The sequence below is a fragment of the Mixta theicola genome, assembly GCF_002895925.1.
In the GTDB taxonomy this organism is placed as follows: Bacteria; Pseudomonadota; Gammaproteobacteria; order Enterobacterales; family Enterobacteriaceae; genus Mixta; species Mixta theicola.
The window spans coordinates 43,198-56,618 of record NZ_NWUO01000016.1 but is presented as its reverse complement, the minus strand read 5'-3'; the positions used below and the strand labels follow the sequence as shown (position 1 = coordinate 56,618).

Annotated in this window: 12 protein-coding genes, 1 tRNA gene and 1 pseudogene; 12 read left to right on the top strand and 2 right to left on the bottom strand. The window is 49.2% G+C overall.

Features of this window, described 5'->3' with window-relative positions:
* Positions 1–48: 48 nt before the first annotated feature.
* Positions 49–1,275 (bottom strand): L-lactate MFS transporter, encoded by a 1,227-nt coding sequence (locus COO59_RS17670; RefSeq protein ID WP_103061048.1) that lies wholly within the window; start codon positions 1,273–1,275, stop codon positions 49–51.
* Between the two features lie 564 nt (positions 1,276–1,839).
* Here COO59_RS17670 and COO59_RS17665 point away from each other — a divergent pair.
* The 12 genes and pseudogenes from COO59_RS17665 (at position 1,840) to COO59_RS17610 (ending at position 13,202) form a co-directional block, all read left to right on the top strand.
* The gene (locus COO59_RS17665; RefSeq protein WP_103061047.1) at positions 1,840–2,085 is read left to right on the top strand and encodes a hypothetical protein; all 246 of its coding nucleotides are present in this window, start codon (positions 1,840–1,842) and stop codon (positions 2,083–2,085) included.
* 848 nt (positions 2,086–2,933) lie between these two features.
* Positions 2,934–3,431, top strand: a complete 498-nt coding sequence (tssB, locus tag COO59_RS17660) for a type VI secretion system contractile sheath small subunit (RefSeq protein ID WP_103061046.1) — start codon at positions 2,934–2,936, stop codon at positions 3,429–3,431.
* A gap of 32 nt (positions 3,432–3,463) precedes the next feature.
* A pseudogene (locus COO59_RS17655) lies at positions 3,464–3,625 on the top strand (type VI secretion system contractile sheath large subunit); the annotation flags it as partial.
* A 20-nt stretch (positions 3,626–3,645) separates the two neighbouring features.
* Positions 3,646–4,068 carry a DUF2345 domain-containing protein gene (locus tag COO59_RS17650; RefSeq protein WP_103061045.1) on the top strand — a complete coding sequence of 141 codons (423 nt, stop codon included), beginning with the start codon at positions 3,646–3,648 and terminating at the stop codon, positions 4,066–4,068.
* 15 nt (positions 4,069–4,083) lie between these two features.
* Positions 4,084–6,396, top strand: coding sequence for an ATPase (locus COO59_RS17645; RefSeq protein ID WP_103061044.1), 2,313 nt, complete (start codon positions 4,084–4,086; stop codon positions 6,394–6,396).
* 10 nt (positions 6,397–6,406) lie between these two features.
* Complete coding sequence (locus tag COO59_RS17640) at positions 6,407–7,261, top strand: formylglycine-generating enzyme family protein (RefSeq protein ID WP_103061043.1); 855 nt, start codon at positions 6,407–6,409, stop codon at positions 7,259–7,261.
* Between the two features lie 144 nt (positions 7,262–7,405).
* Positions 7,406–8,377 (top strand): formylglycine-generating enzyme family protein, encoded by a 972-nt coding sequence (locus COO59_RS17635; protein ID WP_103061042.1) that lies wholly within the window; start codon positions 7,406–7,408, stop codon positions 8,375–8,377.
* Between the two features lie 326 nt (positions 8,378–8,703).
* Positions 8,704–8,961, top strand: coding sequence for a PAAR domain-containing protein (locus COO59_RS17630; protein ID WP_103061041.1), 258 nt, complete (start codon positions 8,704–8,706; stop codon positions 8,959–8,961).
* A gap of 757 nt (positions 8,962–9,718) precedes the next feature.
* Entirely contained in the window at positions 9,719–10,750 is a 1,032-nt protein-coding gene (gene tssG / locus COO59_RS17625) for a type VI secretion system baseplate subunit TssG (RefSeq protein ID WP_103061071.1), read from the top strand.
* On the top strand, positions 10,731–11,267 hold the full coding sequence (tssJ, locus tag COO59_RS17620) for a type VI secretion system lipoprotein TssJ (protein WP_205960888.1): 537 nt from the start codon (positions 10,731–10,733) through the stop codon (positions 11,265–11,267). Before tssG ends, tssJ begins: the two co-directional genes overlap by 20 nt.
* Positions 11,260–11,712 (top strand): type VI secretion system baseplate subunit TssE, encoded by a 453-nt coding sequence (gene tssE / locus COO59_RS17615; RefSeq protein WP_205960887.1) that lies wholly within the window; start codon positions 11,260–11,262, stop codon positions 11,710–11,712. Before tssJ ends, tssE begins: the two co-directional genes overlap by 8 nt.
* Positions 11,713–11,966: 254 nt before the next feature.
* On the top strand, positions 11,967–13,202 hold the full coding sequence (locus COO59_RS17610) for a VasL domain-containing protein (protein WP_103061038.1): 1,236 nt from the start codon (positions 11,967–11,969) through the stop codon (positions 13,200–13,202).
* A 134-nt stretch (positions 13,203–13,336) separates the two neighbouring features.
* Here the strand turns inward: COO59_RS17610 and COO59_RS17605 are convergent.
* Positions 13,337–13,411 (bottom strand) — tRNA-Arg (locus COO59_RS17605).
* Positions 13,412–13,421: the final 10 nt, after the last annotated feature.

Genomic DNA, 13,421 nt, shown 5'->3' with positions numbered 1-13,421 from the left:
CCTGAACGTAAGCCTGCCGGGCGCAGTGCTGCTCGCCCGGCAGGAGGATTAACTGCGCTGTAATATCTGCGGTATGCTGCGCGCCCGGTGCGGCATGCGAATGATTAACGACATCACCAGTGAGATAACCAGCAACGTCATAATCAGGCTGAATGTCACGGTAAAGCCGCCAAACAGCGAGGCGATAAGCGAACCCAGCACGCTGCCGATGCCAAAGCCCAGGTAAATTACGCCATAGTTTTTAGTCAGATTGTTCAGGCCAAAGAAATCGCTGACCAGCGAAGGATAAACGGTAATGGTGCCGCCAAAGCTAAAGGCGATACAGGCAACGGAAATAAAGAAGGTGGTTTCATTCATCCGGGTAAACAGCAAAATAGCCATGCCTGCCAGTGAAACTATCTGCGCCAGCGTAATAACCCGGATGCGCGCTATTTTATCTGACAGCACGCCTAAAATCAGGCGACCGCTCAGGTTAGCGACGGCGATGATAGTCACCGCGTTGGCTGCGGTTTGCGTACTGAGATGTACCATACCCTCACCAATATCTTTCGCTACGCCAATCACGTACAGGCCGCTCATGCAGGCCGTTAAAAACATCAGCGCCAGCATCCAGTACTGCGGCATACGCATCGATTCCGCCAAAGTGTAATCGCGTGCGGCAGTCGCTTCATTACCCTGGGAAAGGTGTTGCTGTGGTGCATCCGTCATCAGCAGCGCGCCCAGAATAACCATGCTCATGGCCAGGGCGCCCCAGATTAAAAACGTATTTTCCAGGCTAAAATGCGCCAGCAGGCTGCTGCAAATAAATTTAAAGCCGAGGCTGCCCAGCCCGTAAGCGCCGATAGCGCAGGCAGAGATGACGCCTTTACGCTCCGGAAACCATTTTACGCAGTTGGATAAGGTCATCAGATAGCCTGCGCCATCCGCCAGGCCTACCAGCACGCCTGCGCTTAGCCACAGCATCAGCAGTGAATTGGCCTGTGCCGTAAGGTAAAAGCCTACTGCCAGCAGCAGACCGGCGCCGATGGCGACGTTGCGTACGCCAAAACGTTCCTGCAGCTTACCGGCCACCGATGATGACAGCGCCAGTCCGAGACTGAGTAAGCCAAAAGAGAAGGCCACCTGGCTAACCGGCGCATCCAGTTTTTGCGACAGCTGCCCGTTAAACAGGCTCCAGGTATAAACTGAGCCGAGTGCAAACTGAGTGATAATGGTGCCGAGTAGCGTTAACCAGCGAACTGAATCTGGAGCGGGTGAGAGGTTTGTTCTGCTCATTATCTTCTCCCTGAGGGAATGCCTGAATTAGCCTGATAATAGAGCCGGTGCGTCTTATGCCGGGGCAAATTGCCATGAATAGCCAGCAACAGGGAATAAACTGCCTGTTTAACGGCATAAACGGCATTGCATTAATAAATACGGTGTTAAGCCGATCCAGATAAAACTGACGCAGCGCGTGGTTCAGCTGCTGGCGACGCGGATCTGGATAAGGGTTCAGCCAGCTAACAATAACAGGCTGACAGAGAAGAAAAGCGCGTTTATCCCTCTCCCGTGGCGTCGCGTTGCTGCCCAACTGCGGCAGAAGAGGGGCATTAAGGCAGCCGGTCATCGGATTCGACGGTGTTTACGGGTTCGCATACGTTGCCGAAATAAAACTAATAAGCCAGTGCCAGCGAGCAAATAAATCGCATTAAGCCACGCCTGATGGCTCTTTTTTCGCAATTTTACCGGTAAATCGCAAGCAAACAACAATAAGCGTTGCAATATATTTCACTGCCGAGACGGTTTCTACAGGAAACTATTATTTGTGCCAGACTTAGTTTTTACATAAGAGGAGGAAATATGAAAGACCGAGCATATGAATCCACTACCAAAGAGGATGAGATTTGTTGTCTTATCGGTCGTGCTGTTATTGAACTGAGTGATGCCACTCAGCCCTTGAACAAATCGACCCTCTCGCTGAAGCTGCTTTCTATGGCAGATGGCGAAGGCGATGATGACCGAGTACTGCTTTACTGGCTTGCAAGGAAAGCGATAAACCAGCCGCATCAGGTGGTTAATCTGAGCGCCTTCCGTCAGGCGCGTTAAGCTAAAGCGGCAGGCATGGAGGCCTGCCATAGTTTTGCCAGCGGCCGTGCATGAACAAAACCGCTAACGGACTGGTATAGAGTCGATTGCTTGCAGGGTAGCGCTTACATTGTCTAAACAGACGCTTCGGAAAGACTAACGTTACAGTAGAAAACTTAGTTAACAGGCTTACTATGTTACGGTTGATATAGCGGGTAATTGCTTTCATGGCCGTGCCCATTGGTTCTGTCAGCCAACTACCATAGTGATGAGCAGATCGCATTGCTCAGTCATTAAATGTATCGCCGCTAATACTGCTTTGAGATGCTACAACGCAGGCTGAAGTTACTTTAGACAGGTTGCCGGAAGCTGAAGTTAGTGTCTGCCGTGGAATCAGATAAGCTAAAAGAGAGACTGGCTGTCAATGTTTGTTACCGTCAGATATTGAGTAAAAAAAATTTCTTGCCCGGTCTGCGGCTATTTAATAGCAATTATCCTGTTTCCTTTCATTCTTCGATATTTTCAGTTCTTTTCCTGATATTCTGGCTCTAAAATTTAAAAGATTGTTATCAATTATATGAAAAATAAACTGTATTGATTTAAATCATCTTTAGTTTACTTCAGTAATAAATTGCCAGTGCTTCATATTCCTGAGAAATATACTTCTGTTTAATGAATATAAAATAGCCTGTTACTCCATCGCTTCAGAATATATTTCTGCTAATGGCTGGTGGAAACTTCTTAATTATTATCTTAATTCAGATCTATGATCTGAGTATTTGATTGAAATTGGCATGTTGCTCTATTATCGCGAGTGAAGGATTGTTGTCCGATAAATACCACGCAGCGATAAACAGAGGGATGGTCATATGGCTGTTAGCTTCCAGAGTGAGGTGCCGAAGGCACGTATTAATTTAAAACTTGACCTGCATACGGGCGGGGCGAGCAAGAAAACCGAATTACCGCTGAAGTTACTCGTTGCCGGTGATTTCAGTAACGGGCAGGAAACCGCACCGTTATCCGAGCGCGATAAAGTAAATATTAATAAAAATAATTTTGATAGTGTTCTTTCTGAATATTCTCCAGAAGTTAATCTCACCGTTGAAAATACCCTGGCCGGTGATGGCAGTGAAGAAAATATCAGACTGACCTTCCGGGATATGAAGGATTTCACGCCGGAACAGGTGGCACGCCAGATCCCTCAACTCAAAGCGATGCTTGCGATGCGCAATCTTCTTCGCGACCTGAAGGCCAATCTGCTGGATAACCAGGCTTTTCGAAAAGAGCTGGAAAAAATTCTGCTTGACCCTGCCCTCAGCGCTGAGCTGCGCAGCGAGCTGTCTGCTCTGGCACCAAAACAGCCATAACAGTTGCGATGTTTTAACGGATTAAATAAGGAATGTTCATGTCTGTAAAAAATGAAAATGCTGCTGCCGGAGAAAGCGTGGCGCTGGATCGCCCGGTAGCGGGCGGTGTGTATGCCTCCCTGTTTGAAAAAATTAACCTTAACCCGGTTTCAACGCTGAGCGCGCTGGATATCTGGCAGGATGCGCAGGCGATATTCAGGCGCAAACCGATGCGATGCGTTTGCAGTCCAGTAAAGCGATGGCCATTAACAGCGTGGATGGAGAAATAGTGCTTAATGCGGCTCAGGGGATCACTCTGATGAGCACGGGGGGCGCTTATATAAAAATTAAAGATGGTTCGGTGGAAATTGGTGCACCAGGAAAAATAGATTTGAAAAGTGTGAATATCCTGTGGGGAGGGACTGCTTCACTTGAACAGGCGCTAAAGCCTGCAACAGTAGCCGATCCACAGTATCAGTTTCCGGTGAGCGGCGGATTTCAGGTAGTAGATTCGGTGACCCAGAAACCTAAATCCTGGGTAGCCTACCGGATAGAGACGCCAGAGGGCAAGACGATACGCGGCAGAACCGATGAAAATGGTTATACACAAAAACACCACGGTATTGATCCGCAAAATATTAAATTCTTTTTTGAGTAATTAAGGTGACCAGGTATGGCGAAAAATGAAAAGGCGAATGCTGAATGCCAGCTGAATAAAGCAGATAATAATATCACTAAGGTTTGCCACGAATCAGGATTGCTTTATTTCCGCCCGGAAACCGAAGAGATTATTGTTGTACCACCACAGGACGCCGGGGATTTTGAGTCTCATTGTCTGGATATGCTGGGGCGAGTTGATGAATTCCATCAGGCCAATCATGCTTATTCCGCCGCACTAGAAAAGTATGGGCAGCAAAGACAACAACCAGGTACGAATATTGATTCGCCGGCTGCAGAGGTGGTCGCTGCGGAAAATACACTGGAAAAAAAGCGTGAAGCATTACTGGAAAAACTCAAAGATGGTGAAACCGGCAATATGGGATACCAGGATGTGGTTGAGCTATTACCGTTGCTCGATACCCGTCGCCGGGGAGCGGGGAACCAGCGACTGGGGCGTCGCTACGCTTACGCCAGCCAGCGCTATTATTCAGAACGTTCCGGCGGCCGCTCGCAGGCTGGCGCCAGAAAGAAATGGCGTACTGTTTCGCTGAGTAATAGAGAAACCTCGACCGGTAAGGAGAGTATCTATTCTGTTGACAGTCACGGTCGCAGGAAAATTGACACTCAGAAACTAAAGGAACAGTTAACTAAAGATCTCCTGCCGACAATAAAAGTTGAACTTAAGGACTACGTTAATCTGGATGATTATAATCTGGATAAAACATTATTTGACTGGGCGGAAAGCTGGAATGAAAGCCTGAATGGTAGCCATACTTTTGATAACGGCGTTGAAGTCTCGGGCGCAGCGCAGTTTATGCGCTATATCTCCAATGTGGGCGCAGAAGCAGAATTTAACCCTAATGAGGGGAGCGCTAAAATTAAGGGGGAGGCAAAAGCGTCTGTGTCTGTCGCATCAGGTATTGGTCGTGCCGTCTTTTATATTCCGGACAGGCTGGGCTGGGATTTAAGCTACCTTCCCGGGGATGCCAGTACCAGCCTGGTGCAGGCGGGTTTTAATATGGGTGTGATACGAATATATATTGAAAATCAGCTTATTGGCTTTGTTGGCGCTTCCGCACAGATAGAAGCTCAGCTTCAGATAATGGTTAAAGATGATGAGCAACAAATTGTAGCCGGCCAACCCCGTGGGCGCCTGCCTCGTTTTCAGGAGCGGCAGGAGGGCAGCAGTGGTCAGTTTTATCTGCAGATGAAAAAGGAAGATGAAGGGGCTTCGGTTTCTGCTGAGGTCTTTGCCGGCGCCAGAGTGGAATACTCGCTTAAGGGAGCCATCCAGTGGCTGAAGCCCACGCAGCCCCCGGCGACAGGTAGTGTTGTGGTTCCTAAAACGGTGGGTGAGTTTACCGACTTTGCGACGATTGGTGCCAGCATTGCCGGTCTGGCAGGGATTGGCGCAGGGGCGAAATTTTTATGTACTTTTATCAACGGTAAATTCTGCTTTAAGGTTGCCGCCAGCTTATGTTGTGGCGCCGGGGCTAAAGGCGCATTTATCTGCGAGGTTGGAGTGAAATCCCTGCTGGAGTTTGGTAGCTGGCTGGCCTATCAGCTATTTGCCCTGGATTATCGCTTTTTTGACCTGGTGATGAAGGCGGCATTTGAAACCTTTACGCGCTTGTGCGTGATGCAATTATCCGATTTAGCTAAAGACATATATGAGAAATACAGTAAACTTAAGTCGGATTTTTTGACTGTGGCAATTGATTTTAGACAATTCATTGTCAATATTATAGATGAAAGTCAGAAGAACATTGAAGCATCCCAAAAGCGTAATCAGTTAGCAAAAAGTATTATTACCAATCCAGAGCGGCTATTAATCTATACTCCAGAGGCTAAGGGGATATTACTCTATCTGCTAACCCGCCACGGTAAGTGGGACCATGTTGATTTGGATAACCGTGGCAGTATGGGGCTGGATATCTATTCCGAACGTAAAGAGGCGATTATTCAGGTACTAAACAGTATTCAGACCCGGCGCGAATGGCTTAAGGTGATGTGCCACCGCAGTAAAGATGGTTCCAATCTGGCTCAGGGAGGTTCGGAGCAGCAGGTAGTGGTGGAGCAGGAGCGGCAGTTGCGTGAGTTTCTCCAGGAGGGCTTTAATCGCGATCGGGATATGAATCGAAAAGCGGCTGAACTATTGGTGGCGCAAATCTATCGCCGCCTGAAAACCGAGCAGGAACTCTCATGGGGCTATGCGTTGGCGATGAATAACACTGCCTGGTATAACCTGAACCGTGCACCAAATCCTCACTTTCCGCAGCGCGGTGAGTTTGGCCCCCGTGAAGCAACCATGACGCAATTAGTTTAAGGAGATAATAATGAATAAATATGGAATCTGGTTACTGGCCCCGTTACTGATAAGCGCCTGTGATAACCCCACCTCAGCAACGCCGGCGGTAGTACCTGAACAGCGTCAACAACACAGCGCTGAACTACAGAATATGATTCGCCAGGTTAAAAATAATCTGGTGTTTGTGGAAGGCGGTGATTTTCTGATGGGCGATTTCGGTAAGGAATATGGCCCCGAAAAGCTCCGGTACGACACCAATCATGACAGCAAACCGCTGCATAAAGTTACGCTAAGCAGCTACTCCATCAGTAAATATAAAACCACCAATCAGGAATATCAGTCTTACCTGAAACTGAATGGTTTACAGTTAAAAAAATCGGATAACTTTCTGATCCAGGAAAGCTGGGATGACCTTAATAAACTGCCTGATACACCAGCGCATATAGACTGGTACGATGCAGAGAAATATTGTGCCTGGCTGGGCAAGGTCAGCGGTCTGCCATTTGCGCTACCGACTGAAGCCCAGTGGGAGTACGCAGCGCGAAGTCGTGGTCAGTTTATTATTGTTGGAACTAACAGTGGTGTGCTGGAGATGGATGGGATTCAGCGAGGTATAAATATATCTGGCTCCTGGGATCGTGAAGAGTTTGCAAGAAAAATGGGGTTAAAGAGTGGAATAGCGACTGCATTACCAGTAGACAACTATCCGCCTAACCCGTTAGGTATTTACGATATGGCGGGTAATGGTTATGACTGGATTAATGACTGGTACGATCCAGATTATTATAAATATTCAACAGCTGTTGATCCTTGGGCCCAGAAAAACCCGTGTATAAGAGCCGTGAGGGAATTTATGATACTGAAGCGAAGTATACAAAAGTAATACGTGGTGCAGATTTTTCTGGGCCTTTTAAGGGATTAACCATCGCCAGACACAGCAGTAAACCGGATACTGGTGTGACAGGTGATAAAACAGTCCGTTGCGTAGTTAACAGCCCGCAACCGGTAAAGTAACGAATCAGGAAAAATGATGAAAAAAAGGAATTTACTGTTAATAGCGCCTTTACTGATAAGCGCCTGTGATAACGCCACCTCAGCGACGTCAGCGGTAGTGCCTGAACAGCGTCAACAACACAGCGCTGAACTGCAAAATATGATTCGCCAGGTTAAAAATAATCTGGTGTTTGTGGAGGGCGGTAATTTTCTGATGGGCGACTTCGGTAAGAAATACGGCCCGGAGAAAATACAGCTTGATACTGAAAAAGACAGCAAACCGCTGCATAAAATTACGCTAAGCAGCTACTCCATCAGTAAATATAAAACCACCAATCAGGAATATCAGTTTTATCTGAAGCTGAATGGTTTACAGTTAAAAAAAGAGGATAATTCACTGAGTCAAAAGCTGTCAGATGCGCTAAATAAACTGCCGGATACACCAGCGCATATAGACTGGTACGATGCGGAGAAATACTGTGCCTGGCTGGGCAAGGTCAGTGGTCTGCCATTTGCGCTACCGACTGAAGCCCAGTGGGAGTACGCAGCGCGAAGTCGCGGCCAGTTTTTTATTGTTGGAACTAACAGTGGTGTGCTGGAGATGGATGGGATTCAGCGAGGTATAAATATATCTGGCTCCTGGGATCGTGAAGAGTTTGCAAGAAAAATGGGGCTTAGTTCAGGGATATATACCGCATTGCCGGTAGACCGCTATCCGCCTAACCCGCTGGGTATTTACGATATGGCGGGTAATGGTTATGACTGGATTAATGACTGGTACGATCCTGATTATTATAAAAACTCCCCTGCTGAAAACCCCGCAGGGCCGGAAAAGCCAGCATATAAAGATTATGAAGGGAATTATACAAAGGTAATACGTGGCGCAGATATTTCTGGACCTTTTAAGGGATTAACCATCGCCAGATATAGCAGTAAACCGGATACTGATGTGACAGGTGATAAAACAGTCCGTTGCGTAGTTAACAGTCCGCAACCGGTAAAGTAAAGAATCAGGAAAAATGATGAAAAAAAGGAATTTACTGTTAATAGCGCCTTTACTGATAAGCGCCTGTGATAACACCACCTTACATTAATCCTGCGAAATTAATGGACACGCAACTTGAGTAATGAATGTTATTCTCTGGAACTTGCCGGAAAATAATGTTATTTCCGGAAAAGGTTGAAAGCTAAATGAGATGATTAATTCTCTTTGCTCTGTTTTGTGATTTTAATTAGATTGATTTTTTTTGATAAAATAGTTATCAGTTTGACTAATGGAAACTTCTATTCTGGTAATGTTGGCGTTATTTTTTATTATGAAGAGGATGAAATATGCCCGGAGTTATTCGAGTTGGTGATACGACATCGAGTGGTGGAAAAGTTTTACAAGGGAGTAGCAACGTTAAATTTCAGGGGAAAGAGGTATCCTGCATTGGTGATAGAGTGTTATGTCCTGTCCATGGAGTAACGTCTATTGCTGAAGGCGATGAATGCTCAAAGATTAATGGTAAACCCATTGCCCTTCACGGGCATCGTTGCGGCTGCGGTTGTTCACTGATTACATCACTTCCCAATGCCGGAAGGCGTTAGTTATGCCCGTTGAATTAAATAAAATACCGGAGAGAATACGTCTCCCTGAACCGCCCTCCGTGTTCCGGTGGCTTATTGCCATTGTGCTAATTACCGTACTGGGGGGATATTGTCGCTTTATCTATGGCCGGAGAGAATGTCCACTCACTCCGCCTGGTTCTGGTTTTGCATCCTTGCGATGCCGCTTTCCATTGGTTTAATCTGTTATTCTTTTCGGCTAAGAGCTTATGAAAATGAACGCGATCGCGCGGACTACTGGAATCATCTTCATCAGGAGCAGCACAATATACAGGTGGAGAGAGGACAGCGCTCGGCAGGAGTTCTGGGGAAAGCCTATATCACCCCAATTGCCTGTAATAAACTGGCTTCCGCACTGTTAAGCTATGGCAGCCAGTTACAGTCTACGTATTTTGCGCATCTTCAGCGCATGCTCACAACGGCTCGGCTTGAGCCTTCAGCTACCCATGTCTCGAAAGAAAGTTACAGCATAAGGTTAACCGGATATATGACTCAGCTTCTTCGTATGCTGGAGCCAGATTTGTCTGCGTTGCCTGATGATGGACTGTCTGTTCGTCTCCGGCATGATGGTTCTCTGGATAATGCGCAGATAGCACAGATCTGGCGGGATATATTTCCTGCAGCGTATGTCATTGATGAGCTTGTGGCAGAGGCAGAAGGCGATGGCATGATGTGGCTTGATTCCTGGCTTGATCGGCGTGGGACAACGCTGATGCTTTCTGTTGAAATCAATCTGTTTATGGAGCCCCGGGATTATCAATCTGAGTCGGTATCGGCGCTGTTGCTGGCCTCATCGGATTGGCTTGCTCAACACAAGGTTAAACCTGAAGCGGTACGTTTTCGCCCTCATCCGGGGATGGGCTTTCCCTCCTCTGAAATTAAAGGCCTGGAAACGCATGAACATGCCCATCTGCCGCCCACCGTCCGGGTTACCTTTATGGGGCTTTATGGAGTGGAGTCGCCACTGCCGACGCACTATATCGATGATATTACTCAGCGCCGGGAAGGGCATGAAGCCACGGCAGATTTTCTTGATATCTTTAACCATCGGCTGATTGCCCAGTTCTATCGTATCTGGCGGAAGTATTCTTATCCCGCGACGTTCCAGGAAGGGGGAAAAGACAAAACCTCACAGTACCTGCTGGGACTGGCGGGGCTTGGAATCGACGGCTGTGCTGAAAATATCGCCACGCCGGTATCACGCTTTCTGGCACTGTTGCCGGTGATGCTGCTGCCGGGGCGTACTGCCGAAGGGATGGTATCGCTGGTACGCCTGCTGGCCCCGGGAACGCAGGCGAAAATATGGCACCACGATAAACGTCGTATACCGCTGAAAAAGCCGCTGACTCTGCATGTTCGCCAGCCCGCCACGCTGAAAGGCTTACCCGTCATGGGGGCATATGCGACGGATGTGAACAGCCAGGTGCTGATGCAGCTGACAACTTCTGACCCGGATGAGGCTCAGGGCTGGCTGCCCGGAGGCGATCTCCATTCTGATTTAATGGCGTTGCTGCACGTTTATCTGGGGGTCCGTCTGGATGTTCGTCTGCAGCTCTGTGTGGAGCGCGGTCTGTTACCCGATGCAACCATGAGCACTACTCCACGACCCGACGGCGTTCAACTGGGACGTACGGCGATAATGCGTCCACTCAATCCGGCTAACACAACGAAACGCCTTAAAACCATAACCATCAATCTGGGGCGCTATGAGCGCGTTCAGGAGAACATTCACCTCAGGGAGACTGATGAAGATGGCGATTACCGCTGGTAAAACCACCATGCTTGCTCTGGCGTCGGGCATCGCGATGATGCTGGCAGGCTGTGGCCTGACCCAGAAAGTCACAGATAGCACTGTCGCTGTGACCAAAGCCATTTTTTATAAGCAGGTGAAAACCCTGCACCTTGATATTCACGCCCGTGAGGCAGTCAATAACAACGCTGGTGGCGTGGCCCTGTCCACGGTGGTACGTATTTATCAGCTGAAAGACAGGAAAAGTATCGACAGCACCGACTATCTGTCACTGTTTGCTGATGACAGTCAGGTGATTAAAGCCGATCTGGTGGCAGAGAAGGATATTCGTCTGCAGCCTGGAGGAGCGGTAACGGTAGATATGCCGATGGACGAAAGCGCGCAGTATGTGGCGGTCGCCGGGATGTTTATGTCACCGGACCAGGTGAACAATACCTGGAAGGTGGTGCTTGCTCGCCAGGATCTCAATCCAAATAAGGCTCGGGTTGTTGAGGCAGGTAACAACCGCCTGACGCTGAAATCGTTAAAGGATGAATGAGATGCCACGTCCGTCACTCTATGAAACCCTCTACGGCAACTTCACCGGTAGCCTCGACCTCAACAAGGTCAGCGAACAAAACCAGGTCATCCTTTCTGTGCTCGATAACATGCAGCGCATCCTCAACTGCCGCGCCGGCACGCTGGCCCATCTGCCGGACTATGGCCTGCCGGATATGACCAAAATCCTGCAGGAAATGCCGGGGACCGCCCATCAACTGCTGGATACGCTGTCGTCCGTTTTACTGAAGTATGAGCCACGGCTGAAGAGCATTAAAGTGGTGCTGCTGGAGCAGACGCAGCCGGGTGAGCTGCATTACGCCATTGATGCGGAGCTGAAAGGCCTGGGATTGGTGCGTTACGGCACGGAATTTATGCCAGAAGGGCATGTTCTGCTGCGCCATCTGAAGCAGCAGCAATATATTGAGCATTCGACAACGTACTGACATCAGAAAGCATGAGAACGGGCAGATATTATACAGAAATGATGACAGGGAAGATTAATAAGTCCCGTATTCAGCTAGCAGAAATGCGTCATTTGTACATAAAGATGTAGATGATGAGGCGGAAGCCATCCCGGCGCTCTACGTAGCCTTCACCCGTGCAACTCGTGATTGACTGGTGACATGCTATCGGGAAAACAGCATTAGTCGCCACCTGGCGCACTTTGCAAAAATGGACTTGCAGGAGCTTCAATAGAGTGAACAGTCATAACAAGCTAAAAACGGGCGGCGATCCGCGTGCGCTGTCGGATTATGCCGCCCTGCGCAATGAACTGGCTAAGCTTTCGCATCCGGCACGCCCGGATATGGACTGGGGCCGCGTGGAGCAACTGAGCCTGGCACTGTTTCGCCAGAACGGCGTTGAACTGCAGACGGTATCCTGGTACACGCTGGCGCGCACTCGCCTCGCCGGAATCGCAGGTCTTAATGAAGGGCTGGCGATTCTGGACGCGTTGCTGACGCATCAGTGGGGGATGTTCTGGCCGCAGCCAGTCCATGCGCGGATGGAAATTCTTGCCGGATTCAGCCAGCGCCTGCAGGCGGTAATGCGTACGCTGACTCTGCAATATGCCGACCTGCCGCTGGTCTATCAGGCAGAACAGCATCTGAACGCTCTGCGTGATGTGCTGCAGCGTCTGGAACTAAAAAATGCCAGCCGGGTGGGGGAATTATGCACCTTTATGCACAATGCCGCGGCAAGGCTTGAAAATAGGGATGGAAATAACAGCGATAGTTCTGCTGTCGTTCTGCCAGCCTTATTTGCTGGGCCAACCGTCCCAGAGTTCGCCACACATTCTGAACCACTGATTTATATTGCGCGTGACGAGCCGGCGCCGCGCGTTGCTACCGTGCTGCCATCTGATACCAGACGCCCGTGGCGAACTTTTGCGGCCGGTATGCTGACTATGCTGGTAACGGGGGCCGTCGGTCTGTGGGGCTGGCAGAAAATGTATCCGATGCCAGGTAGCCCGGTGCCGGTGGCCGCAAATGAAACCTCCCTGACGGAACTGGGGCAGCTTCCGCCGTTGTGGCGACAGAACTATGGTTTTGCGCTGGCCGCCAGGGCTGAGCCTGCAAAGACAGAGAAACTGAAAGCGCAGTGGCAGCATCATATCAACGGGAACGCCCTGCCGCCTGAAGCGCTTTCCGGCTGGCAACAGGGGATGGAAGGGCTACAGGAGCTCACCCGTCGTCTGAACGCACTTGATGAGCGTAGAGGTAAGTACCTGACCGGTTCTGAACTGAAGACGATGGTATTTACCATAACGCAGAACTTCGGGCGTACGGTGCCCGTTGAGGAGCAATTGTATCAGCTGAGTCAGGCCGAAAGCGGAACACCGCTGCCGGCGGCGTTGCTGTTGCAGACGGATAGACATTTTAATCAGCTGCTGAACCGTTACGCTCTGATAAAACAGCAGGCAGAAACGCCGTGACTGATTTTTTTGCCATTGGTTTACCCACAATTTACCCAGACAAAATTAACGAACTATGGCGAACGGCAGATTAACGGGAAGCTTGCTACGGGTGGAGTTTGGCGAACTTTAGCGGAAGGTGGCGAATGATAGAATGGCGTCCCCTGCAGGAATCGAACCTACAACTAGCCCTTAGGAGGGGCTCGTTATATCCATTTAACTAAGGGGACGGCGGCGGGC

What these genes read in the sequence shown, in the direction of transcription:
- COO59_RS17670 (WP_103061048.1), bottom strand. Translation starts at nt 1,275, where the DNA reads ATGAGCAGAACAAACCTCTCACCCGCTCCAGATTCAGTTCGCTGGTTA.
- COO59_RS17665 (WP_103061047.1), top strand. Translation starts at nt 1,840, where the DNA reads ATGAAAGACCGAGCATATGAATCCACTACCAAAGAGGATGAGATTTGT.
- tssB (WP_103061046.1), top strand. Translation starts at nt 2,934, where the DNA reads ATGGCTGTTAGCTTCCAGAGTGAGGTGCCGAAGGCACGTATTAATTTA.
- COO59_RS17650 (WP_103061045.1), top strand. Translation starts at nt 3,646, where the DNA reads ATGCGTTTGCAGTCCAGTAAAGCGATGGCCATTAACAGCGTGGATGGA.
- COO59_RS17645 (WP_103061044.1), top strand. Translation starts at nt 4,084, where the DNA reads ATGGCGAAAAATGAAAAGGCGAATGCTGAATGCCAGCTGAATAAAGCA.
- COO59_RS17640 (WP_103061043.1), top strand. Translation starts at nt 6,407, where the DNA reads ATGAATAAATATGGAATCTGGTTACTGGCCCCGTTACTGATAAGCGCC.
- COO59_RS17635 (WP_103061042.1), top strand. Translation starts at nt 7,406, where the DNA reads ATGATGAAAAAAAGGAATTTACTGTTAATAGCGCCTTTACTGATAAGC.
- COO59_RS17630 (WP_103061041.1), top strand. Translation starts at nt 8,704, where the DNA reads ATGCCCGGAGTTATTCGAGTTGGTGATACGACATCGAGTGGTGGAAAA.
- tssG (WP_103061071.1), top strand. Translation starts at nt 9,719, where the DNA reads ATGGAGCCCCGGGATTATCAATCTGAGTCGGTATCGGCGCTGTTGCTG.
- tssJ (WP_205960888.1), top strand. Translation starts at nt 10,731, where the DNA reads ATGGCGATTACCGCTGGTAAAACCACCATGCTTGCTCTGGCGTCGGGC.
- tssE (WP_205960887.1), top strand. Translation starts at nt 11,260, where the DNA reads ATGAATGAGATGCCACGTCCGTCACTCTATGAAACCCTCTACGGCAAC.